This window comes from Bacillus sp. mrc49, from assembly GCF_002803435.1.
On record NZ_PHNG01000800.1, the window covers coordinates 195,219 to 217,672 of the forward strand.

The 22,454-nt window shown below is 43.6% G+C and carries 23 protein-coding genes and 1 pseudogene; 15 read left to right on the top strand and 9 right to left on the bottom strand.

All coding sequences use genetic code 11. The annotated features are described in order from the left end of the window. Positions 1–121 precede the first annotated feature (121 nt). Positions 122–1,168 (top strand): LacI family DNA-binding transcriptional regulator, encoded by a 1,047-nt coding sequence (locus CVN76_RS27260; RefSeq protein WP_100533808.1) that lies wholly within the window; start codon positions 122–124, stop codon positions 1,166–1,168. 39 nt (positions 1,169–1,207) lie between these two features. On the opposite strand, the gene CVN76_RS27265 is transcribed toward CVN76_RS27260, so the two are convergent. From CVN76_RS27265 to CVN76_RS27285, 5 genes are all read right to left on the bottom strand, one after another. Further along, a complete protein-coding gene (locus CVN76_RS27265; RefSeq protein WP_100534209.1) occupies positions 1,208–1,948 on the bottom strand; it encodes an MBL fold metallo-hydrolase in 741 nt (246 codons plus the stop codon). Positions 1,949–2,115: 167 nt separating this feature from the next. Next, positions 2,116–2,985: an SDR family oxidoreductase gene (locus tag CVN76_RS27270; protein WP_100533809.1), complete on the bottom strand. Its 870-nt coding sequence runs from the start codon at positions 2,983–2,985 to the stop codon at positions 2,116–2,118. Positions 2,986–3,222: 237 nt separating this feature from the next. After that, positions 3,223–3,714 (bottom strand): YajQ family cyclic di-GMP-binding protein, encoded by a 492-nt coding sequence (locus CVN76_RS27275; RefSeq protein ID WP_061143053.1) that lies wholly within the window; start codon positions 3,712–3,714, stop codon positions 3,223–3,225. Between the two features lie 117 nt (positions 3,715–3,831). Then, entirely contained in the window at positions 3,832–3,963 is a 132-nt protein-coding gene (locus tag CVN76_RS27280) for a DUF3941 domain-containing protein (protein WP_081092478.1), read from the bottom strand. A 68-nt stretch (positions 3,964–4,031) separates the two neighbouring features. Continuing rightward, a complete protein-coding gene (locus CVN76_RS27285) occupies positions 4,032–4,898 on the bottom strand; it encodes a DegV family protein (RefSeq protein ID WP_100533810.1) in 867 nt (288 codons plus the stop codon). A gap of 155 nt (positions 4,899–5,053) precedes the next feature. Here CVN76_RS27285 and CVN76_RS27290 point away from each other — a divergent pair, with 155 nt between their 5' ends. Both CVN76_RS27290 and CVN76_RS27295 read left to right on the top strand, forming a co-directional pair. Further along, positions 5,054–5,896: a YitT family protein gene (locus CVN76_RS27290; protein WP_061143051.1), complete on the top strand. Its 843-nt coding sequence runs from the start codon at positions 5,054–5,056 to the stop codon at positions 5,894–5,896. A 139-nt stretch (positions 5,897–6,035) separates the two neighbouring features. Continuing rightward, a pseudogene (locus tag CVN76_RS27295) lies at positions 6,036–6,287 on the top strand (KGG domain-containing protein); the annotation flags it as partial. A gap of 37 nt (positions 6,288–6,324) precedes the next feature. Here CVN76_RS27295 and CVN76_RS27300 read toward each other — a convergent pair. The 3 genes from CVN76_RS27300 to CVN76_RS27310 all read right to left on the bottom strand — a co-directional run bounded on the left by CVN76_RS27300 (position 6,325) and on the right by CVN76_RS27310 (position 7,588). Then, entirely contained in the window at positions 6,325–6,522 is a 198-nt protein-coding gene (locus CVN76_RS27300; protein ID WP_061143049.1) for a DUF3813 domain-containing protein, read from the bottom strand. Beyond that, complete coding sequence (locus CVN76_RS27305) at positions 6,522–6,668, bottom strand: hypothetical protein (RefSeq protein ID WP_057912450.1); 147 nt, start codon at positions 6,666–6,668, stop codon at positions 6,522–6,524. Before CVN76_RS27305 ends, CVN76_RS27300 begins: the two co-directional genes overlap by 1 nt. 104 nt (positions 6,669–6,772) lie before the next feature. Continuing rightward, positions 6,773–7,588, bottom strand: a complete 816-nt coding sequence (locus CVN76_RS27310) for a Cof-type HAD-IIB family hydrolase (RefSeq protein ID WP_100533812.1) — start codon at positions 7,586–7,588, stop codon at positions 6,773–6,775. A 190-nt stretch (positions 7,589–7,778) separates the two neighbouring features. On the opposite strand from CVN76_RS27310, the gene CVN76_RS27315 reads away from it, so the two are divergent. The 3 genes from CVN76_RS27315 to moaA all read left to right on the top strand — a co-directional run bounded on the left by CVN76_RS27315 (position 7,779) and on the right by moaA (position 10,117). Then, entirely contained in the window at positions 7,779–8,564 is a 786-nt protein-coding gene (locus CVN76_RS27315; protein WP_100533813.1) for a prolyl oligopeptidase family serine peptidase, read from the top strand. 124 nt (positions 8,565–8,688) lie between these two features. Continuing rightward, on the top strand, positions 8,689–8,997 hold the full coding sequence (locus CVN76_RS27320) for a metal-sulfur cluster assembly factor (protein ID WP_061143046.1): 309 nt from the start codon (positions 8,689–8,691) through the stop codon (positions 8,995–8,997). A gap of 106 nt (positions 8,998–9,103) precedes the next feature. Continuing rightward, positions 9,104–10,117, top strand: coding sequence for a GTP 3',8-cyclase MoaA (gene moaA, locus CVN76_RS27325; protein WP_100533814.1), 1,014 nt, complete (start codon positions 9,104–9,106; stop codon positions 10,115–10,117). Positions 10,118–10,325: 208 nt separating this feature from the next. Here moaA and CVN76_RS27330 read toward each other — a convergent pair whose 3' ends face one another. After that, the gene (locus CVN76_RS27330) at positions 10,326–11,015 is read right to left on the bottom strand and encodes a Crp/Fnr family transcriptional regulator (protein ID WP_100533815.1); all 690 of its coding nucleotides are present in this window, start codon (positions 11,013–11,015) and stop codon (positions 10,326–10,328) included. A gap of 233 nt (positions 11,016–11,248) precedes the next feature. Between CVN76_RS27330 and argC the strand changes: the two genes are divergently transcribed. The 9 genes from argC (at position 11,249) to CVN76_RS27375 (ending at position 22,255) form a co-directional block, all read left to right on the top strand. After that, positions 11,249–12,295 carry an N-acetyl-gamma-glutamyl-phosphate reductase gene (argC, locus tag CVN76_RS27335; protein ID WP_100533816.1) on the top strand — a complete coding sequence of 349 codons (1,047 nt, stop codon included), beginning with the start codon at positions 11,249–11,251 and terminating at the stop codon, positions 12,293–12,295. A gap of 16 nt (positions 12,296–12,311) precedes the next feature. Next, the gene (gene argJ, locus CVN76_RS27340; RefSeq protein WP_100533817.1) at positions 12,312–13,544 is read left to right on the top strand and encodes a bifunctional ornithine acetyltransferase/N-acetylglutamate synthase; all 1,233 of its coding nucleotides are present in this window, start codon (positions 12,312–12,314) and stop codon (positions 13,542–13,544) included. A gap of 15 nt (positions 13,545–13,559) precedes the next feature. Further along, positions 13,560–14,333: an acetylglutamate kinase gene (gene argB, locus CVN76_RS27345; RefSeq protein WP_100533818.1), complete on the top strand. Its 774-nt coding sequence runs from the start codon at positions 13,560–13,562 to the stop codon at positions 14,331–14,333. Next, on the top strand, positions 14,330–15,481 hold the full coding sequence (locus CVN76_RS27350) for an acetylornithine transaminase (protein ID WP_100533819.1): 1,152 nt from the start codon (positions 14,330–14,332) through the stop codon (positions 15,479–15,481). The genes argB and CVN76_RS27350 overlap by 4 nt, the downstream gene beginning before the upstream one ends. A gap of 84 nt (positions 15,482–15,565) precedes the next feature. Beyond that, positions 15,566–16,648 (top strand): carbamoyl phosphate synthase small subunit, encoded by a 1,083-nt coding sequence (locus CVN76_RS27355; RefSeq protein WP_100533820.1) that lies wholly within the window; start codon positions 15,566–15,568, stop codon positions 16,646–16,648. Then, positions 16,641–19,760 carry a carbamoyl phosphate synthase large subunit gene (locus CVN76_RS27360; protein WP_100533821.1) on the top strand — a complete coding sequence of 1,040 codons (3,120 nt, stop codon included), beginning with the start codon at positions 16,641–16,643 and terminating at the stop codon, positions 19,758–19,760. The genes CVN76_RS27355 and CVN76_RS27360 overlap by 8 nt, the downstream gene beginning before the upstream one ends. Then, the gene (gene argF / locus CVN76_RS27365; protein ID WP_100533822.1) at positions 19,757–20,716 is read left to right on the top strand and encodes an ornithine carbamoyltransferase; all 960 of its coding nucleotides are present in this window, start codon (positions 19,757–19,759) and stop codon (positions 20,714–20,716) included. Before CVN76_RS27360 ends, argF begins: the two co-directional genes overlap by 4 nt. 132 nt (positions 20,717–20,848) lie before the next feature. After that, positions 20,849–21,028 carry a YjzC family protein gene (locus tag CVN76_RS27370; protein WP_061143036.1) on the top strand — a complete coding sequence of 60 codons (180 nt, stop codon included), beginning with the start codon at positions 20,849–20,851 and terminating at the stop codon, positions 21,026–21,028. A gap of 279 nt (positions 21,029–21,307) precedes the next feature. Beyond that, positions 21,308–22,255 (top strand): fumarylacetoacetate hydrolase family protein, encoded by a 948-nt coding sequence (locus tag CVN76_RS27375; RefSeq protein ID WP_100533823.1) that lies wholly within the window; start codon positions 21,308–21,310, stop codon positions 22,253–22,255. The last annotated feature ends 199 nt before the right edge of the window (positions 22,256–22,454 follow it).

The following is a 22,454-nucleotide window of genomic DNA, read 5'->3' on the forward strand; positions in this document are numbered from 1 at the left end:
AACTGTTGGACTGAGTGTATTATGAATACATATAAATGTATAAAAATAAAAAAACAAGAAGTATTCATTGGCATTTATAAATGAAGTCAATTAAGGCTAAAGAGGGGGAGAGGGGAACGACATGGCAATCACGATAAAAGATGTGGCAGAGTTAGCGAAAGTTGCACCTTCAACGGTATCCAGGGTGATCGCAAATAATCCTCGGATAAGTGAAAAAACGAAAGTGCGTGTGCGAAAGGCAATGAAAAAACTAGGCTATCACCCAAACTTCATTGCACGCAGCCTTGCTAATCAGACAACGAGGATCATTGGCTTGGTACTGCCAAGCTCATCAATAGAATTTTATCAAAATCCTTTTTTTCCGACGATATTGCAAGGCCTTAGTGAGGGAGCTCAGGAAAACCACTATTCACTTTTGCTTAGTACGGGGAAAACAGAAGACGAAATCTACAATGGAGTCGTAAATATGGTGCAGGGCGGGATGGTTGATGGAATCATCTTGATGTATTCAAGGTTGAATGACCATATTCTGACCTATTTGAGAGAAAGGGGCTTTCCCTTCGTCATCATCGGGAAACCATACGATTTCATCGAGGAGCTAACGTATGTAGATAATGATAATGTCCTCGCTGCAGAACAGGCAACAGATTACCTCATTCAGCTCGGACATGAAAGAATCGGCTTCATTGGAGGAGATGCAACCCTTGTGATGACGCTCGATCGTTTGTCAGGATTTGAACGAGCGTTGAAAAGGGCTGGCATCATTCCTAGGAATGAATATACCTTACATGAAGACTTCTTACATGAAGGTGGACAGGCAGCGGCGAAAAGGCTGCTTTCCATTGACGAGCCTCCAACTGCCTTGGTGGTCAGTGATGACCTTATGGCACTAGGCGTCGTGCAGTCACTTCGGGAGATGGGGATTCGCACGCCGGAAGAAATGTCCATCGTCAGTTTCAATAATGTGCTTTTCTCGGAATTATCTTTACCTGCCCTGACCTCAGTGGACATTAATATTTTCGATTTAGGCTATCAGGCGGCCAAGGGCATCATTCAGATGCTGCAAACTGGAGTTGCTCCTGCTGGTGCCATCATTCCACATCATTTCGTGGAAAGGCACTCTTGCAGATCACTCAAGCAGGATGCGATGGTGGCCATGAACTATTAAAGGAAAGGGAGGGCATTGCTCATAAGCAATGCCCTTTTGCTAGAATTGGACACTGAAGCCTTTGAACGTATGGATGCCTGTACCATGTCTGACCAAATCATTGTCTTTGAGGTATTTGGTGGCTGCCAACACTTCCTCCAGAATGTGCGGTTCCAGTCCCAGCTGGTTATGACTGCCGTATATTTTCGAAACTTTGCGGATTTTGGCGATTCTTTCTAATGAGTTCACAAGGTCTACAGGATTTGTGGATGGATAAAATGCGTAAATGGGAGTATCCGAATAAAGCAAATCACCTGTAAACAAATACTCTCTATCATGATCCAATATGGAGATGTGGCCCGGTGAATGTCCAGGGGTGTGATAGATGCTTAAACTCCGATCCCCAAGGTCGACCGTATCCCCATCTGCAAGGAGTCCGTCAGGGGTTCCTAGATATGGTCTATATGTTGCAGGGTCGAATGATTCAGGCAAAGGTTTTGTTATATCCCTGGCCATGTCTTTCCTTATTTGGTTCAAAGGCAAGCCCTTGATGCCATTAATGAGCCAATCGGCATCGGCCCCATGAACATAAATCTTCTCGAATTCCCCATGTCCCCCGATATGATCCGCATGCACGTGTGTGGTCAAGACGATGATCGGGAGGTCCGTTAGTTGGTTCGTGATCCGCTTGATCGAATCGATGCCAAGCCCGGTATCAATCAACGCAGCCCTGGTCTTGCCAATTAGTAAAAAAGAATGCACTTTCTCCCAATGACCATATTCACTTATCGCAAATGTCATTGCGTCCAATTCCTGAACGGTGAACCAAGGGTCGGCAATGTTGTTCAAATCATATCATTCCTTTCCATCTTATACGGTCTTATACGGTGCGGACCGGCAATATCCTGCATGAAAAAGGAAAAACAGCGGATTTCAAAAGAAACCCACTGCAGCTGTAGTTCATGATTTTACCCGTTTACAACATTTCCGCCGTTTACATGAATGACTTGTCCGCTGACATAGGAAGAATCTTCACTGGCCAAGTAGACATAGGCTGGTGCTAATTCCTCTGGCTGTCCAGCGCGGCCCATTGGTGTATCCTGGCCGAATTTGGCAACATCCTCTTCACCGAATGAAGCAGGGATCAAGGGCGTCCAGATAGGACCCGGTGCAACACCGTTCACCCTGATGCCATCTTTTGAAATGGAGTTTGAAAGAGCCCTCGTAAAGGCTAAAATGGCACCTTTTGTAGAAGAGTAATCGATTAATTTCGGATTGCCCTGATAGGCGGTGATAGAGGTTGTATTAATGATGCTGCTGCCTTTTTTTAAATGCTTTAAAGCAGCCTTTGTTAGGTGGAACATCGAAAAGATATTGGTGCGGAACGTTTTTTCCAATTGTTCGGTGGAAATATCAAGGATACTTGTTTGTACATGCTGCTCACCGGCATTGTTCACAAGAATATCCAAACCGCCGAATTCATCCACCGTTTTTTTGACGACATCCTGGCAGAAGGCTTCATCACCAATATCTCCGGAAATGAGTAAGCATTTCTGCCCTTCTTTTTCAATCAATTCTTTTGTCTGCTTGGCATCCTCATGTTCATCCAAGTACGCGACTGTGACATTTGCTCCTTCTTTTGCATAATAGATGGCCACTGATTTGCCGATACCGCTGTCTCCTCCCGTGATGATAGCGGTTTTTCCTTTCAATTTTCCGCTGCCTTTATAGGAGGATTTAACCGATTCTGGGTTCGGTTCCATTTTTGTTTCCAAGCCAGGTTGGTGTTGCTGATGCTGAGGGGGAAATCCTTGTTTACTTTCGTTTTGATTAGTCAAAGTTAAAACGCCTCCTGATTAATGATCTACACCATTTCTATTCCTTGTTCTTGGAAAAAGAAAACATGGCAAAACATTCCATAGTAAATCGCCGTAAATTTTTCTTGAAAGTTCAAGAAAGCAACATTCTTAGTCTTACCATGTTCAATGAAGCAGATTCATTCAAAGTGAGAAGGTAATGCCCTGTATGAGAGGCCAAAAAAAAAGACCCACCCCGACGGGTAAGGTCTATCTTAATTAGCGATAATTCAGGAATTGGACATCAATCGAGAGATCGGCGCCCCTGATGGCTGAAATGATTCCTTGCAAATCATCCCTGTTTTTCCCGGTAACGCGAATTTGGTCATCTTGTATTTGGCTTTTCACCTTAAGACCGCTATTTTTGATGATCGTGTTGATTTTTTTGGCTTGTTCCTTATCGATGCCTTGAATTAGCTTGGCCCGTTGGCGAACAGTTCCGCCAGACGCACCTTCCAATTTGCCATAGTCCAAATTCTTGATCGGTACGTCCCGTTTGACGAGTTTACTGATAAGGACATCCTTTAATTGTTCAAGCTTATATTCATCGTCAGACACTAAAACGAGGTCTTCCTTTTCAAGGGTTATGCTGCTTACACTCCCTTTAAAATCATAGCGTGTCTGAATTTCCTTCATAGCCATGGTCACTGCATTCGTCACTTCCGAAAAGTCTACTTTGGATACTATATCAAATGAATTTTCCTTTGCCATCACTTACCTCCAGCAGGGTTTATTTCCTTCATTATAGAGAAAGTGTGCAAGGAAGACAACCAAATTGACCGTAAATGGCTGCATGACTAAAAAAGCGAGGGGGCAAGCCCCTACGCTTCATTTATGATCCGTTTTCTTCGAATAGGAGTGTTTACCTGCAGTGAGGTTTTCCTGATAAGCGATGTTTTTTTCGGCATTGATCGCTTGATTGTCTTTCGGTCTTTTATTGTTATCAGTGGTTTTGGACATACTGAAAACTCCCTTCCATTATCATGATCAATATTATGATTCACAATGATGGGAGGAAGTATGTATGTTTATGATTTCTCAGGGGTATCGTTTAAGAAGAAAAGGGCAATTGTGCCAGGGCCTGCATGAGCGCCAATGACGGAGCCGATCGTGTGGATCATGAAATCGCTCGTCCCGAATTCATTTTGGATGGCTTCTTTCCACTCCAATGCCGTTTCTTCATCATTGCCATGACTGATGGCAATCGTTTGGGTTGTTAAGTTTTTGCCTCTTTCATGCATTAATTCAATGACACGTTTAATCAATTTCTTTTTGCCGCGAATCTTTTCCAGTGGGACCAGTTTCCCATCTTCAACGTGTAATAACGGTTTAATGTTTAATAATCCGCCAACAAGGGCAGAAGTTTTGGAGATGCGGCCTCCGCGTGCCAAATATTCAAGATTATCCACCGTGAACAGATGCTCCATATGGCGGGTGCGAAATTCGATATCAGCCAAGATTTCTTCTTTTGATGCACCGTTTGCCGCTAATTCGGCGGCTTTCTTGACGATTAAGCCGACACCCATAGAAGCGCATTTTGTGTTGACGATTTCAATATCAAGAGCAGGATATTCTTCCTTCACCTGATTAAGGATCATCACAGCCGTTTGGTAGGTTCCGGATAGCTCAGAGGAAAAGGCAATATAAATCCCCTGTTTTTCCTCCTTGGCAAATTGCCTGAAAAGTTCTATTAAGTATTCCGGGGAAGCTTGGGATGTTTTCGGCGCTTTTCCGTCAATCATCGCCTGATAGACTTCTTTAGAATTAATGGTAAGCAAATCTTCATAGTTTTTCCCATCAAGGTGGACTTGTAAAGGGATCAATGAGACATTGTTTTCCTTATAGAAAGACAATGGCAAATCACATGCACTATCTGCAAGAATTGTGATAGCCATAATACACCTGCTTTCTTTTTACAGTTTTTAGAAAATGAGAGTTCACTCCACTTTTTAGTGTAGCACGTAAACGCAAAATTTCAATCCATACGTAAATAGAATAAATATTTATGGGTAAAAAGATAATAGGATAAGGGTGAAATGGAGGTTTTATGATGTATAGTGGCGAAATGAAGAAAATCATCATAGTTGTGGTCGGGGCATTCTTGAATGCCATCGCGATGAACTTTTTTCTAATACCGGCAAATGTTTATGCAAGCGGCTTTACGGGAGTGGCTCAGCTTCTATCGCGAATGATTGGGTCCTTTGCTCCTTTTAATGTTTCTACAGGGATTTTATTGCTGTTATTGAATATTCCCGTAACCATCATCGCATGGCGGAAAGTTGGAAAGTCCTTTACCTTTTATAGTTTTCTTAGCGTTGCTTTGATGACACTCTTTATGGAAGTGATTCCCATTACACGATGGTCTCCTGACATATTATTGAATGCCGTGTTTGGCGGTGTCATAGCTGCAGTGGGTGTTGGAATCACCTTGAAGTATGGTGCATCGACAGGTGGTATGGATATTATTGCCATGCTGCTGTCGCGGAAAAAGGATAAACCTGTTGGCACTTATTTATTCCTGCTCAATGGCGTGATCATCGTTACGGCCGGAGCAGTATACGGACCGGAAAAAGCTTTGTATACATTGGTCACGTTATACACATCTACTCGTGTTGTGGACGCGATACATACACGCCATGAAAAGCTTACTGCCATGATCATTACAAAGAAAAGCGAAGAACTTAAACAAGCCATCCATGCCAAGCTTGTCCGTGGAATCACGAGGGTTCCGGCTAAAGGTGCATTCACTAATGAAAATAAGGAAATGTTATTGATTGTCATTACAAGATATGAACTTTATGACCTGGAACGTATCATTAAAGAAGTGGATCCTCAAGCCTTCACGAACATTATCGAAACTTCAGGAATCGTTGGCACATTCAGGAGGGAATGATATTAACGGCAAATTAAAACCATTACACTTCGTTTACAGATGGGGGTTTTGTTGGCATTTCCTGTTTACTGCTTGTTCAAAGCGGTTACTTCATATAGTGTAGCGCCAATTCAAAAATCTACCGAAGGAGTGATAAAAAATGGCTAACGATGAAAAAATGAGCAGGCAGGAAGCAGGACGAAAAGGCGGGGAAGCCACTTCAAAAAATCACGACAAGGAATTTTTCAGGGAAATTGGACAAAAGGGCGGCAAAGCAACATCCAATAACCATAATAAGGACTTTTATCAGGAAATTGGGCAGAAGGGCGGAGAGGCCACTTCCGATTCTCATGGCAAGGCATTTTATAAGGAGATTGGGGAAAAGGGCGGAAAAGCCCGAAAGGATAATAATTGAACAAAAGCCTCCAGGATATCCTGGAGGCTTTTGCTTATTTCGTGTGGTTTTCCAGCTCTTCCTGGAATTCCCGCAATTGTTCTTTCTCAGCCTCGGTCGAGTTGGCGAAGGCGGATGAAAGAGCATTTTTAGCGATATCCTCGGTGTTGTGCTGGTCACCGTCATGGTCATGCTCAGAGTGAAGGGCTTCTTCAACAAATTCTCTAGCTTTCTGGAATAATTTGTTTCCCATTAGAAGCCACCATAGCTTTGTTCAGACATGATTCTCAACCTGTCTTTTTCAGCCTGTTCAAACGTGGTGTGATAAGGGATCCTTTCGGCATGCTTGGCAACACTTTCTTTGCCCTGCTGTACAAATCGTTTAGATTTACTACCCATGCTTATCTCCTCCGATTCTGAGCGTTGTGAACAACAGAAGCAAATCTGTTGTCGATATTAGTTTGGCTTCGATAGGAGATTTTATGAAGGTAAAAAATGCCGCATCAGAACTTTATATTGAATTTTTCTTCAAGGAAGACAGCTATTCCATCTTCTTCATTCGTCAAAGTCGTCATATTTGCCACCGTCTTAACAGGCGAGATGGCATTTCCCATAGCAACGCCGGTTCCTGCATAATCAAGCATTTCCAAGTCGTTGTCCTCATCCCCGAATGCAATGATCCGGTCTTGGGGGATTCCTAGATAGTTGGAAACGCGTTTTAGGCCGACCGCCTTGCTTAACCCGCTTTTAATGATTTCGATGATATGGAAAGGCTCCGCCCAGCGACGATGATCGACCAATTCTGCATGCACATCGGATAAATGCTGGCGAATCGATCCTACATATTCACTGTCTGTATGGATGAGCATCGATGTGGGGGAATCCTGAAGGAAATTGCGCAAGTCACCCGTCGTCATGGTTGGATTGCCTAAATTGAACATGTCCATCAATTTCTGGTCATGATGATGGACGTAGACGTCATCACGGACTTCAGCGATGATGTTATGGTATTTAAATTGATCACAAGCCTCCACGATATCTTTCGCAACGCTTATATCAAGCGGAGAGTGATATACCCCCCAACTTGTCTGTAATGGATGATGGACGAAAGCTCCATTGAAATTGACAATTGGTGTAGTCAAGCCCAATTCGCGGTAATACAGTTCGCTTGAACGAAACGGCCGACCGGTGGCAATCATGATTTCGTGTCCATCTTCTTTTAATTTAAGCAATGTTTGTTTAGTCTTTGCAGAAATGGTTTTTTTATCGGTAAGTAAAGTTCCATCAAGATCCAATACGATTAAATGTTTCTCAGCCATGTACACACCTTCTGTTCTTTTTGATTTCATTATATGCAAATATTGTTAAGCCTATTTTAAAGTAAATGTAAATCTTTTTCATTCTTTATGCATTCCTGTATGATATTACTATATCCAGGATTATAATACTTAGAGCGAGTATGGAGACAACGGGAATCATTTTAGGGTGAAAATATTCGGAGGGGTTAACTTGATAATAATCGAAAAAGAACAAATAGGACAAATTCCTGCCTTACACTTGAGTGAGCAGACTACATTCCATCAGGAATTGCCGCTCATCATTTTTATACATGGCTTTCAAAGTGCGAAAGAACATAATCTTCACTATGCCTATTTATTGGCTGAAAAGGGCTTCCGGGTGCTTCTTCCCGATGTGAATCATCATGGGGAAAGGGATTCTGGTTTAAGCGATTCCGAAATGATGCCCCTTTTCTGGGAAATGGTTTTACAAACGATAAAAGAATTATCTGTGATGAAGGATGAATTATTAAGGAGAAAATTAATTGACCCTGACAGGATTGGTGTAGCGGGTACATCAATGGGGGGGATCGTGACGAACGGGGCACTTGCTGCTTATGAATGGATAACGGCCGGAGTCAGTCTCATGGGGAATCCATCATATGTCGCGTATGCAGAGCTCCAAATCGAAGAAATTAAGAAAAGAAAATTGCACTTTGTAACGGATGAGGAAGCCGGCAAAGTGATTGAACATCTTAAACCGTACGACTTGAGTCTCAATCCAGACAGGCTTGCCAGCCGCCCGCTTCTTTTTTGGCATGGAGCTAAAGATCCGATCGTCCCTTATCAGCATGCATATCGCTTTTTTGAAGGAGTCAAAGCCGGGTATGATGGGACAGAAGGTAAAATCGAGTTCATCCTCGACCCAAAGGCTGGCCATAAGGTCACAAGAGAAGGAGTGCTTATGACAGCAGGCTGGTTCGAGAAACATTTGCTGCCAACTGTGCAAAAAGCTTAAGTACTCACGCAAAATCTGTTATGATTCTAATACAGACGCAGTGTAAAGTCTAAATCGGGACAGTTTGCGATGAAACCGATAAATTTTAGAAACGAAGAGATTTTTCATAGAAGGAGTGATTGGTGTGGATCAAGATACAAAAGACGTTATTCTTGGAGCTTTGGAGCAGGTCATTGACCCTGAGCTTGGTATAGATATCGTGAATTTAGGTTTGGTGTATGATGTGGACATGGATGAAGCAGGTCTGACTACAGTTACGATGACGTTGACCGCAATGGGCTGTCCGCTAGCTGGGACGATAGTCGATCAAGTGAAGTTGGTTCTTGAAGATATCCCGGAGGTCAAGGAAACAGATGTGAAGATTGTCTGGAGTCCGCCATGGACCAGAGACAAAATGTCCAGATATGCCAAAATCGCATTGGGAATCAAATAATCGACAAGGAATAAAAATGGGAAACCAGTCGCATAGTGAATCCTTCATAAGGGTGAAACTTTTTGTGGGCTGGTTTTTTCTGATACGCTGGGTTAGGAGTGGTTAATTGAATAAACCTATAAAAGATTCATTGAGCAGACCATTGAGGGATCTAAGGATATCCGTCATCGATCGGTGTAACTTCCGCTGTCAATACTGCATGCCAGCAGAAATTTTTGATGATTCGTTTCAATTCCTCCCAAAAAGTGAACTGTTATCTTATGAGGAAATCGTGAGGGTTTCGCAGATATTTGCTGACTTAGGAGTTAAAAAGCTCAGATTGACGGGCGGGGAACCACTGTTGCGGAAGGATCTTCCTACACTGATAGCTGCGCTCGTTAACATTGAAGGGATAGAAGATATTGGATTGACCACGAATGGCGTATATTTGAAAAAACATGCCGAGAAGTTGATGATGGCTGGTTTACAGAGAGTGAATGTCAGCTTGGACAGCCTCGATGATGAACTGTTTAAGCAGATGAATGGCAGGGGGATCGGGATCGAGCCGGTTATTTGTGGCATTAGAGCTGCCAAAGAAGCCGGTCTTGGCGTTAAAGTGAATATGGTAGTGAAAAAAGGAACCAATGAATCTCAAATCCTTCCCATGACCCGTTTTTGTAAAGAAGAGGGCATTACCTTACGGTTTATCGAATTCATGGATGTCGGTCATACAAATGGCTGGCAATTGAAGAATGTGATAACGAAAATGGAATTGCTTGAGATGCTTCAAACTGAATTCGACCTGGAGCCTGTGGAAGAAGAATATTATGGAGAAGTCGCAAAACGCTTCCGCCATAAAGGGACGAATGCTGAAGTGGGCTTCATAACATCCGTTTCCGAGTCTTTTTGTTCCAGTTGTACACGTGCCCGCTTATCTGCCAATGGAAGTTTATATACTTGCCTGTTTAATGGAAAGGGCCACGATTTGAAGTCCGTGCTCCGTTCTGACATGGCGGATGAAGAATTGACCGAGTTCATCCTTTCATTGTGGAATGATAGGGATGACCGCTATTCAGATGAACGGGCAGCGGGAACCTTGAAAGGACAGGAAAAAATCGAGATGTCATTCATCGGAGGTTAACCGATTGCCATCCCGATTTTAATCTGTATATGTGTAAACACCGAGGATGAGTGCAACAGCATTCATCTTTTTTTATACGATTTTTATGCAACTTTTTTTGATGGGGAAAGATGTTGTTAACGAACCCGCAGCAAGGAAAATAAGGCCATGGTCCCGGTGGGGATGTATGAGTATGGCATTATGCATTGTCTCTTTTAGGGAGGCGGCTTCAATCGATCGTGCAGATTTCGATTGGACAGTTTTCACAATCGATCTCTTGTTTTAAATAATCAATGTCAAGAATCGTAATGATCCCCTTTTTGATGGAGACGACATCATTTTTCCTTAAATGAGAGAGCAATCGATTGACCACCTCACGTGATGACCCGCAAAAATTGGCGAGTTCTTGGTTTGTAAAGGGAAAATTGATGACTTTGCCTTCTGCAACTTCCTTACCATAGCTATTTGATAAACGGATGAGGGTAGAATAAAATGCTCCTTTTTTTCCGTGCAGGAGCATATCGCGGAATTTCGCTTGATTTTTGCGATTTTGAGCGGACAACCAAGTTATCATCTCGATTGCAAGGCTGCTATCGGAGGAAATTTTCTGTTCCAGCGCTTCTTTTGATATAACCGCCAAATTGCCATCCTCCAACATTTTTGCGTTCATCATATATTTTGGATTTAGAGAAAAAAGGATGGTTTCTCCAACCAAGTCATTCTCCGAACAAATGCGCAAAGTTAAATCCCGACCGTCCGGAACAACCTTGCTCAGCTCCACTTTGCCGCTCAATATGTAATATAAATCATTTGCGGGGGTGCTTTCCTGAAAAAGGAAGCATCCTTTTTCCATATGTTTAATGTGCCGTCTATTATCTAAAAGGGCATGCAACCGGTTTGATAACGCTAATCCATTCATGTTAATAACCACCTTTCAAGTAAAGGGATATCCAATTACTACCTTTGATTTAAACGGAAAACTCCCTAGCGGTCAACATATTTGGTTAAATGTAGAATTTGGTTGAAGAGGAATTGCCTATTGAAATTAAAGACTGAAATTTTATAAAAATACATTTGATTTTATTTTTATTCAGTCATATAATAATAGAATCAAATAATGACAGGGACAAAAAAATACAGGAGTTGGTTAATGTGTTTGTATCAATTGTAGGCGCCACAGGTTATGGAGGGCTGGAATTAATCAGGATTTTGAATAATCATCCGCAATTCAAAATCAAATCATTACATACTTCATCCCAATTTGGTCGAAGTTTACATGAAGAAAATGCACATTTAATGCATATGAAAGACAAATTGGAAAAAATTGATCCGGAGGCGATTGCTAAAAACTCGGATATTGTATTCCTTGCCACCCCTTCAGGTGTATCTTCGCAGTTGATTTCGGAATTTTCAGACCTTGATATTAAGGTGATTGATTTATCCGGTGATCTTAGGCTTCAAATCCCGGGTGAATATGAATACTGGTATAAGAAACCGGCAGCGCCAAAGCCCATCATTGAAGAAGCCGTATACGGATTGTCTGAATGGAATGCAAAAGCGATAAAGAAATCGAATATTGTTGCCAATCCAGGGTGCTACCCTACGGCATCACTTCTAGGGCTTGCTCCTTTATATACGGAAGGGTTGGCTGGCGCAGCTTCAGATGTGGTGATCGACGCGAAATCCGGAGTTTCCGGAGCGGGTAAAACCCCTTCAGCCGTTACACATTTTAGCGAGATGAATGAGAACTTCAAAATATATAAAGTGAATCAGCATCAACATATACCGGAAATCGAACAGCAGCTTGGACGATGGTCGCAGGGTATGCAGCCTATACAACCCATTACCTTCAATACCCATCTCGTCCCGATGACTAGGGGGATAATGGCAACGATGTATATAAAGGTGGATCGTCAAACCTCATCGGAGGAATTGGTCGACTTATACAAAACAGTTTACGAGGATCATCCATTTGTCCGGGTACAGCCGCTCGCTCAATTTCCATCCACGAAACAGGTGTACGGATCGAATTTCTGTGATGTCGGTGTCGCCCATGATGAAAGAACTGGTAAAGTAACGGTGGTTTCGGTCATTGATAATTTAATGAAGGGTGCTGCAGGCCAGGCCATTCAAAATGCCAATCTATTAATGGGACTGGAAGAAACGGCAGGGCTTTGGAACAGTCCCCTTTATCCTTAAAATATGGAGGAGAAAAATGAATACATTACAGACAGTTGAAGAAATCAAACAGATTAAAGACGGAAACATCTTAATTGCACAAGGCTTCAAGGCATCAGGGGTCCATGCTGGATTGCGGTACTCAAAAAAAGACGTTGGCATCATTTTTACCGAGACACCAGCTTCAGCCGCTGCGGTTTATACCCAAAATTTAGTTCAAGCGGCTCCAATCGATGTAACCAAGGATAGCATTGCGGCTACAGGGAAACTTCACGGTATCGTGGTCAATAGTGCATGTGCGAATGCTTGTACTGGAGAACAAGGCATAAAGGATGCAAAGGAAATGAGAAAGCTGGCGGCGCAAAAATTCGGCTTGGAGGATCATGCATTCGCAGTCGCTTCTACCGGTGTCATCGGAGAATACATGGAAATGGAAAAAGTGAAAAAAGGCATAGACGTATTGCAGCCAAATCATACACCCGGGGCTGCTGAAGATTTTGGAACTGCCATTTTAACAACGGATATCGTAACCAAGAGCTGCGGCTATGAAACGGTCATCGACGGCAAAACCGTGAAAATGGGCGGAGCGGCGAAAGGGTCGGGAATGATTCATCCAAACATGGCCACCATGCTCGGTTTCATAACAACGGACGCTGTCATCGAATCTGCGGACTTACAGCTTGCCTTGTCCTCAATTACGAATGATACCTTCAATCAAATCACGGTCGATGGCGATTGTTCCACGAATGACATGGTATTGGTGCTGGCGAATGGAGAGGCGAATAATGAACCTTTGACACCCACACATCATCAATGGTCCATTTTCTTGGAATTACTGAAACAAACTTCCGAAAATCTGGCCAAACAAATCGCCAAAGACGGGGAAGGGGCCACGAAGCTGATAGAAGTGAATGTCCATGGGATGCATACAAAGCAAGATTGCCAGATGATGGCGAAGACGATCGTGGGTTCGAATCTAGTGAAAACGGCAGCGTTTGGCGCTGATGCGAACTGGGGACGAATCATAGCGGCGATGGGAAGAAGCGGAGTGGAATTCCAGCCTGATCAAGCAACGATCGTATTTGGTGATATTGTCGTACTTAAAGATGGTGAACCGGTCCTATTTTCTGAGGAAGAAGCAAAGGCCTACCTTGAAAATGAAAATATCATCATTCATGTCTTTTTGAAGGATGGGCAGGAAATAGGAACGGCATGGGGCTGTGATTTAACATATGACTACGTAAAAATAAACGGAAGCTATCGTTCTTAAGGGGTGTTGACAAGGATGAATATATTGGTCATCAAGTGCGGGGGCAGCATCATTAATGAGTTATCGGAGTCTTTTTTCCATAGTGTCAATCAGCTGCAGGATCGCGGCTATCATATTGTCTTTGTTCATGGCGGCGGTCCTGATATCAATTCGATGATGGAAAAATTCGAGATCGAGCCAATCTTTGAGGACGGGTTAAGAAAGACGACCGCGGAAGTATTGGGAATCGTCGAACTCATGCTGGCTGGCAAATCGAACCGAAGTCTCGTTCATAAACTGGAAACGCACGGAATTCGGGCAGTGGGCTTGAATGGATCTGATGGCGGGATTCTTACAGGCGGGTTTATCGATGAACAAAAACTGGGAGCTGTTGGAGAGATACAGCAAGTCAATCCGGAATTGCTGGGGATTTTATTGGAAAAGGGATATTGTCCGGTATTGACACCAATCTCGATAACGGGTGAGGGCACCAAAATGAATGTGAATGCCGATATGGCTGCAGGCTCTGTAGCGAAGGCACTCTCTGCAGAAATGTGTTTATTTGTGACCGATGTAAAAGGGGTTTTAAAGGATGAGCAAATCATTGAGAGTTTGACTGAAACGGAAACATTGGGCTTGATCTTGGATGGGAGCATCCATGGCGGAATGATCCCGAAGGTCAATACAGCACTGTCGGTGCTCAATAAGGGGGTTGGGGAAGTGATGATCGTTAGCGGGAAAGATCATTTTTATGAAGCTGGACAGTTCATCGGCACGAAATTTCTTCAGGAAGAGGGGGTCATTCAATGAGTTATTTATTTCCTACATATGCAAGGTGGAACATTGAGCCGGATACAGCGATAGGAATGAAGATTACAAGTACGACAGGTAAAGAGTACCTGGACTTTACGTCGGGAATCGGGGTTTTGAATCTTGGGCATTGCCATGAGTCGATAAAGTTGGCCGTCACGGAACAGCTAAATAAATATTGGCATGTATCGAATATGTTTCAGAGTTCGATTCAGGAGCGCACGGCAAAAATGCTGACGGATGCCTCCGGTTTAAGTCAGGTGTTTTTTGCCAACAGCGGTGCGGAAGCGAATGAGGCTGCCATCAAACTGGCACGTAAAGCTACCGGGAAAAGTAAAATCATCACATGCCAGCAGTCTTTCCACGGACGGACATTTGCAACGATGGCAGCAACGGGACAGGAAAAAATCAAGACTGGATTCGGGCCGATGCTTGAGTGCTTTGAATATGTCCCGTTTAATGACAATGATGCCATGGTAGCTGCGATTGATGAGAAGACAGCCGCTGTCATGATTGAAATCGTTCAGGGAGAGGGTGGTATCCATGTCATAAACCAATCGTATTTGGACACGATCCAGACGCACTGCAAAAAACATGGGGCTCTATTAATCATTGATGAAATACAGACTGGGATAGGACGGACGGGAAAACCATTTGCCTTTCAGCATTATAATGTCCAACCGGATATCATCACCTCGGCAAAGGGTCTTGGAAATGGCCTGCCGATCGGAGCGATGATCGGACGTGAAATGCTTTCGGAGCATTTCAATCCGGGAAGCCATGGCTCAACTTTTGGCGGCAACCCTGTTAGCATCTCGGCAGCGGAAGCTGTTTTAAAGGAAATTTTCAAAGAAGGGTTTTTAAAAGAAATCGTGAATAAAGCTGAATATCTTAGGAGTGCATTGGCAAAGGCGTTGAAGAATTCCGTCAAAGTGAAGGAGATCCGCGGGCTTGGAATGATGATCGGGATTGAATGTGAACAAGAAGTTCAGGAATTCCTGGCTGAGCTTCAAGAAGAAGGTTTACTTGTATTGAGCGCAGGACCTAAGGTTCTCCGGCTGCTCCCCTCGCTTACAGTCACCGAGTCAGAAATAGATATGGCGGTCGTGAAAATAGAAGAAATATTGTCAATAAAGCAAACAATCTAAATTGATTGAATTTTTATAGAGTAAAATGAATAATTATGCTATTGTATATATAAATATACGCAGTCCACTACAGAGGTGAAGAACATGAAAAACTATCTATATTTAGAGAATGGTTCCGTTTTTGAAGGGGAATTGCTTACTGGACCCACTGAAAAAGCAACCTGTGGAGAGATTGTCTTTTTTACGGGAATGACCGGATATCAAGAGGTATTGACCGATCCCTCCTATAAGGACCAAATTGTCATTTTCACATATCCCCTCATTGGAAACTATGGAATCAATGAAAATGATTTTGAAAGCAAAAAGCCGCATGTTGCCGGCGTCATTGTTTACGAAGGGAATATGAGCCATTCCCATTATCAGGCAAAATATTCACTTGGGGAATATTTAGAAAAATGGGCAATTCCGCTGTTAAGCCATGTTGATACACGGGCGGTCGTTAAAAAGATTAGACAGGAAGGCTCGATGCAGGCCGTCATCACAGCGGAAGAAGGATTCACGGTCAAACCAAGCCAGAATGATTTGGCAGCCCATGTCGCCGAAGTATCCACAAAGGTGGTAGAGAGCTTTGGAGAAGGTGACAAGCACGTAGTGATGATGGACTTCGGATATAAGAAATCCATTTTGGACTCGTTGGTTGAGCAAGGCTGCAGAGTCTCGGTCGTACCATTTGACACTGGATTCGAACAGATCAAGGAGCTGCAGCCGGATGGGATTTTGCTTTCAAATGGGCCTGGGGATCCAAAACAGCTGGAATATCTTTTAGGGAACTTAAAAAAGATCATTACGAAATTCCCGACGATGGGCATCTGCCTCGGTCATCAATTAACGGCCCTTGCCTTCGGTGGGAATACAAAAAAAATGCTGTTTGGACATCGCGGTGCGAATCAGCCCGTGGTCGATTTGAAAACGAAAAAGGTGTATATGAGTTCTCAAAATCATAGTTATGAGGTGGATGAACCAAGCTTGCAGGGGACATCGCTTCAAGTTCGTTTCAGGAATGTCAATGATAGCACGGTTGAGGGCCTTATGCATGAAGACCTGCCAATTTTCACTACCCAGTACCACCCTGAGGCAAATCCAGGACCAAACGAGAGTTCACAACTATTCAATGACTTTTTACAAATGATAAATGACTATAGCGGGAGAGAAAAAGCCTATGCCTAAGGACAACACGATACAGACGATTTTAGTGATTGGTTCGGGGCCGATTGTCATCGGGCAGGCTGCCGAATTCGATTATGCAGGTACACAAGCCTGCCTAGCTTTAAAAGAAGAAGGATATAAGGTCATTCTTGTGAACAATAACCCGGCAACGATCATGACGGATGACATGAATGCGGATGCTGTCTATTTTGAACCGTTGACAGTGGATGTGCTGGAAAAAATCATTGCCAAAGAAAAGCCTGATGGCCTGCTCGCTACTTTAGGGGGCCAAACAGGTTTGAATCTTGCCTATCAATTGGATGATGCAGGTGTACTCAAGCAGTATGATGTGAAACTATTAGGTACACCGATCGACTCGATCAAAAAGGGTGAAGATCGTGAATTGTTCCGGGAGCTGATGCTTGAAATTGATGAGCCTGTTCCGGACAGTACAATCGTTCATACATTGGAAGAGGCGCAAGCTTTCGCGGAAAAAATCGGTTTTCCCATCATCGTTCGGCCTGCCTATACACTTGGCGGCACAGGTGGCGGAATTGCTGATTCTTTGGAGACATTCAAGGAACTAGTTCGGGGCGGTCTCCAAGAAAGCCCGATTACACAATGCTTGATTGAAAGAAGCATAGCTGGATATAAAGAAGTCGAATATGAGGTCATGCGCGATGGCAACAATACGTGCATCACCATCTGCAATATGGAAAATATCGATCCCGTCGGTATCCATACAGGCGATTCCATCGTCGTGGCACCTTCTCAGACCTTGTCGGACGATGAGTTTCAGATGCTGCGTGCCGCATCGATCAAGATCATCTCTGCTTTAGGCATCATCGGGGGTTGTAACATTCAATTCGCACTTGATCCACATAGCAAACAATATTATCTGATAGAAGTGAATCCGCGCGTCAGCCGTTCATCGGCATTGGCTTCCAAGGCAACCGGATATCCAATTGCCCGCATCGCCGCAAAGCTCGCCGTCGGCTATCATTTATCCGAATTAATCAATCCTGTAACGAAAAGTACATATTCAAGCTTTGAGCCTGCCCTTGACTATGTAGCCGTGAAGTTCCCAAGGTGGCCATTCGATAAATTCACGGCCGCAAACAGAAAATTGGGAACACAAATGAAGGCAACGGGTGAAGTGATGGCTTTACACCGCAGCTTTGAGGGCGGGGTTCAAAAGGCTGTCGATTCATTGGAACTAAAAACGAATGGCCTGCAGCTTTTATCATTGAGGGATAAATCCGTTCCCGAACTTTGGGGCAAACTTGCCGAAAAATCCGACGAACGGATTTTCATCATATTTGAAATGCTTCGTAAAGGTGTGACCGTTGAAGAAATCCATGAAGCGACGATCATTGATTATTTCTTCCTTCATTCCTTCGCTTCGCTTATCGCCAAGGAAACTGAAATCACGTCCAAGTCAATCGAATCGGTAACAAAAGAAGAACTTCAGTTATTCAAAGAAAAGGGGTTTTCCGATCGTTACCTTGCGTCCGTGTGGAATGTAAGTGAAATGGAAGTGAGGACACATCGAAAAGCGCTCGGAGTTACCGCTGTATACAAAACGGTCGATACTTGTGCAGCTGAGTTCAGTTCACATACGAACTATCATTATTCGACATATTTCGGTGAGAATGAGCAGAAGAAAACCAATAAAAAGAAGGTCTTGATGATCGGCAGCGGTCCTATCCGGATCGGACAGGGAATTGAATTCGATTACTGTTCCGTGCATGGAGTTTATGCACTCCAGGATGAAAATGTTGAAACCATCATGATCAACAATAATCCGGAAACGGTAAGTACCGATTTTGCCACAGCAGACCGCCTTTACTTCGAGCCGTTAACATTGGAGTATGTGCTTAATGTAATTGAAGTGGAGGATATCGATGATGTTATCGTCCAATTTGGAGGACAGACCGCGATAAACTTGGCAAAGGGTCTTGAAGATTACGGTGTGAACTTGTTGGGCACCACATTCGATACACTTGATCAATTGGAGGATCGCGATCGTTTTTATCAACTTCTGCAAAAGTTGGAGATCCCGCATGTCCCAGGTTCGATGGCGAATGATGAACGGCAGTTAATGGAGCGTTCCGAGGCAATCGGCTTTCCAGTCCTATTGCGTCCATCCTATGTAATTGGCGGCCAAGGGATGGAAATAATCCGTTCGAAGGAAGGCTTGATCCAAAGGATGAAAAATGGGGCCGCACTCGTTTACCCCGTGCTGATCGATTCCTATATACCAGGGAAAGAAGCGGAAATTGATTTGATTGCGGATGGAGTGGATCTATATATTCCAATCATTGCTGAACATGTTGAAAAGGCAGGCGTCCATTCAGGAGATAGCATGGCCTTATTGCCGGCACAAACCTTAAGTGATGAAATGAAAGCGAAAATGACCCTTTATGCCCAAAAGCTAGTTACAGAGCTAGGCTATAAAGGACTTATGAACATCCAATACGTGATTGAAGGAAGCAGCGTATATGTATTGGAAGTAAATCCGCGTGCAAGCCGGACCATTCCGATCATCAGTAAAGTCACAGATGTATCTTTAGTGCAAGTCGCAACAAAAATATTGCTTGGGAAATATTTATTGTCGAATGTATTCGAAAAAACGGGATTAATGGAAGACATTCCGTATAAAGTCGTCAAATACCCAGTATTCTCAACGTTTGCCTTAAGTGGGCTTGACTCCAAGGTAGGTCCGGAAATGAAATCGACAGGTGAGGGAATCGCCGTTGGTAAAACGGTAAAAGAAGCTTTGGCTAAAGTATTCCATGCTCAAAAAGCCAAACATGCTTCAGGTGTTTACCAATCCAACTCAGTCCAACTAAGTTCAGGATTGCTTGAGCAAATCACGGAAGCCGGTTTGATCCTGTGTGACACGGACTTTGAAAAATGGCTGAAGGACGGGAATGCCGCGATCGTGTTGGCTTATGGAACAACGGCAGAAGATAAGAAGCTAAGACTTATGGCCGCAAAATACCGGTTGCTTGCGTTTACGGAAGAAGAGACCTTCAAGGCATATCTGCAATCTGCAGGTAATGCTGACCTAGAAGTAACCTCGCTTCAGGATTGGCTTGTAACCTATTCGAAAGGAGTGTCACACGCATGAGCCCGATTATAGTACCGGAACGCGCCAAGATTTTAAATGGAAAAGATTTTTTGACGATGAAAGAGTCTGAACCTACAGAGATAGCAGAACTGTTAAAGCTGGCTCAGGAGATTAAGGGTAAATTACAGGTTGGCGAGGAATATACACCTTTAAAAGGAAAGACACTTGGGATGATTTTTGAAAAATCATCGACCAGAACCCGTGTATCTTTTGAAGTGGGCATGATGCAGCTTGGCGGACACGCCTTGTTCTTAAGTGGAAATGATCTGCAAATAGGTCGCGGTGAAACCATTTCCGATACGGCTAAAGTTCTTTCGGAGTATATTGATGGCATCATGATCCGTACGTTCGAACATGAAAAAATCCTGGAATTGGCGGGAAATGCGTCCATTCCAGTCATCAATGGACTAACAGATCTTGCACATCCGTGTCAGGTGCTGGCTGACTTTTTGACCATCATCGAGATTAAAGGGAAGCTAAAAGGTTTGAAGATGAGTTATATCGGAGATGGCAATAATGTCGCGAATTCCTTGATGGTCGGCTGTGCAAAAATGGGTGTGGACTTTTCCATTGGATGCCCCGAGGCCTACAAGCCTGATGAAAAAGTCGTCAGCTATGCGCAAAAAGTGGCAGAAAAGACGGGAAGCAATATTGTTGTGACGACATCAGCCCAGGAAGCGATACAAAATGCGGACATCGTTTATTCCGATGTCTGGACGTCCATGGGGCAGGAAATCGAGAATGGAATCCGCTTGGAAGCGTTTAAGGATCATCAAATCAACAACGAACTAGTCAAACTGGCTAAAGACGACTATTTATTCATGCATTGCCTTCCTGCACATAGGGGAGAGGAAGTAACCGGTGAAGTCATCGATGGACCTAATTCCGTCGTTTTCCATCAAGCTGGTAATCGTCTTCATGCGCAGAAAGCGGTTTTAGTGGATTTAATGTCTTAACCTATGAGGTGTCCGCTCACTGAGCGGACGCCTTTTTTATCTGCGGATTTCCTTTTTGTCCTTAATTTTTCAGACATGAAAGGAAAAATCCTGGCAATAATAACAAGGAAAGCATGTAAAGGGGTGAAATCTATGGGGCAAAATCGTCAATTCAAGCCAGGTCAGAAGGCACCTAATAATGGGACCTACGTAGAGATCGGTGAAACGGGCAGTACGGTTGTTAATCCGAAAATGGTAAAACTCGATGCAGGAGATTCCTTTCCTGAAACATCCAATCATAACCGGATATGGACTTATCAGCGGAAGCCTTGAAAAAACTTAAAGCAGGGAAAAGGAGGGAATACTCCTTTTCCTTATCTTCTTAATATGATTTGACTCAGCAATTTCCCTGCCTTGTTTTTATTCCCGAATAAAAAGATTGATAGTCTTGCATATCATCCATTTGCCATGTGGATTATGGGAGTTTTATAATGATATAGAAAATAAGCGAATTTCCGAATATTGAATCATTTATACATAAACAAATGAAGTGGGCTTGGCTGCGTCCATGAGCAACCACCAATAAAAGTGATTAGTAAAGGAGAATGGGATATGAAATTAGTGACTTTCAGTAATGAAGGGTTTAAACGGATTGGAGCGCTTTACCCCAATGATGAAATAGTGGACTTGAATTATGCTTATCAAGCATTTCTTGAAAGTGAAGGGAAGCTGCGCAGTGAACAAATTGCAAACGCGTATGTCCCCGCATCGATGGTCGATTTTTTACAGGGGGGCAAGGAAAGCATGGCCATTGCCAAGAAGGCGGCTGACTATGCTATCGATAATCGTGAATCATTTCGACATAAATTGATACATGCAATGGAGGATATAAAACTTGAGGCACCCGTCCAAAATCCAGGAAAAATCATCTGTGTTGGCCAAAACTATCGTGAGCATATTGCAGAAATGGGGCGTGAATTGCCACTTTTTCCCGTTGTATTCGCCAAGTACACGAATGCAGTGATCGGACCCCAGGATGACATCCCCTTCTTCCCGATCTCTGAACAGCTTGATTATGAAGCTGAATTCGCATTTGTCATCGGACAAAGGACACGCCAAGTGTCACAAGAAGATGCTCTTGATTATGTAGCAGGTTACACGATTGCCAATGATGTTACGTATCGCGACATCCAACGGCGTACAATTGAGTGGCTTCAAGGCAAAACGGTAGATGGAAGTGCTCCGATGGGACCTTGGTTGGTGACTTCCGACGAGCTGCCCGAACCATCCGGTTTACATGTTCGATTAACGGTGAATGGAGAAGAACGGCAAAAAACGAATACATCCAACTTCGTATTTGATGTGAAATATTTAATTGAATTTTTATCGAATTTAATGACCCTCGAACCAGGAGACATCGTGCTCACTGGAACGCCTGGTGGAGTGGGATTTGCGCGCAGCCCGCAAGTGTTTTTGAAAGATGGTGATGTGGTCAAGATCGAAATCGATAAAATCGGCTACCTTGAAAACCGCGTGAGGCGTGTTGGTGAGGGGATATAGGATTGGTTAGGAAATTCTGATGTCACCTCATGCAATTTCCGTGAGGGAATGTAACGTTTCCATGGGTCTCGCTGCATCCTCATCACCTCATAGGCAAACATGTTCTATCTAGAAGGTAAAACAAAGTTGATTGGAACGGACGGTACGGGACTCCTGCGGGAAATGCGCATCACGGGAGACCCCGCAGGCTGAATGCCGA

What these genes read in the sequence shown, in the direction of transcription:
- CVN76_RS27260 (WP_100533808.1), top strand. Translation starts at nt 122, where the DNA reads ATGGCAATCACGATAAAAGATGTGGCAGAGTTAGCGAAAGTTGCACCT.
- CVN76_RS27265 (WP_100534209.1), bottom strand. Translation starts at nt 1,948, where the DNA reads ATGACATTTGCGATAAGTGAATATGGTCATTGGGAGAAAGTGCATTCT.
- CVN76_RS27275 (WP_061143053.1), bottom strand. Translation starts at nt 3,714, where the DNA reads ATGGCAAAGGAAAATTCATTTGATATAGTATCCAAAGTAGACTTTTCG.
- CVN76_RS27280 (WP_081092478.1), bottom strand. Translation starts at nt 3,963, where the DNA reads ATGTCCAAAACCACTGATAACAATAAAAGACCGAAAGACAATCAAGCG.
- CVN76_RS27285 (WP_100533810.1), bottom strand. Translation starts at nt 4,898, where the DNA reads ATGGCTATCACAATTCTTGCAGATAGTGCATGTGATTTGCCATTGTCT.
- CVN76_RS27290 (WP_061143051.1), top strand. Translation starts at nt 5,054, where the DNA reads ATGTATAGTGGCGAAATGAAGAAAATCATCATAGTTGTGGTCGGGGCA.
- CVN76_RS27300 (WP_061143049.1), bottom strand. Translation starts at nt 6,522, where the DNA reads ATGGGAAACAAATTATTCCAGAAAGCTAGAGAATTTGTTGAAGAAGCC.
- CVN76_RS27305 (WP_057912450.1), bottom strand. Translation starts at nt 6,668, where the DNA reads ATGGGTAGTAAATCTAAACGATTTGTACAGCAGGGCAAAGAAAGTGTT.
- CVN76_RS27310 (WP_100533812.1), bottom strand. Translation starts at nt 7,588, where the DNA reads ATGGCTGAGAAACATTTAATCGTATTGGATCTTGATGGAACTTTACTT.
- CVN76_RS27330 (WP_100533815.1), bottom strand. Translation starts at nt 11,015, where the DNA reads ATGAATGGATTAGCGTTATCAAACCGGTTGCATGCCCTTTTAGATAAT.
- argJ (WP_100533817.1), top strand. Translation starts at nt 12,312, where the DNA reads ATGAATACATTACAGACAGTTGAAGAAATCAAACAGATTAAAGACGGA.
- argB (WP_100533818.1), top strand. Translation starts at nt 13,560, where the DNA reads ATGAATATATTGGTCATCAAGTGCGGGGGCAGCATCATTAATGAGTTA.
- CVN76_RS27350 (WP_100533819.1), top strand. Translation starts at nt 14,330, where the DNA reads ATGAGTTATTTATTTCCTACATATGCAAGGTGGAACATTGAGCCGGAT.
- CVN76_RS27355 (WP_100533820.1), top strand. Translation starts at nt 15,566, where the DNA reads ATGAAAAACTATCTATATTTAGAGAATGGTTCCGTTTTTGAAGGGGAA.
- CVN76_RS27360 (WP_100533821.1), top strand. Translation starts at nt 16,641, where the DNA reads ATGCCTAAGGACAACACGATACAGACGATTTTAGTGATTGGTTCGGGG.
- argF (WP_100533822.1), top strand. Translation starts at nt 19,757, where the DNA reads ATGAGCCCGATTATAGTACCGGAACGCGCCAAGATTTTAAATGGAAAA.
- CVN76_RS27370 (WP_061143036.1), top strand. Translation starts at nt 20,849, where the DNA reads ATGGGGCAAAATCGTCAATTCAAGCCAGGTCAGAAGGCACCTAATAAT.
- CVN76_RS27375 (WP_100533823.1), top strand. Translation starts at nt 21,308, where the DNA reads ATGAAATTAGTGACTTTCAGTAATGAAGGGTTTAAACGGATTGGAGCG.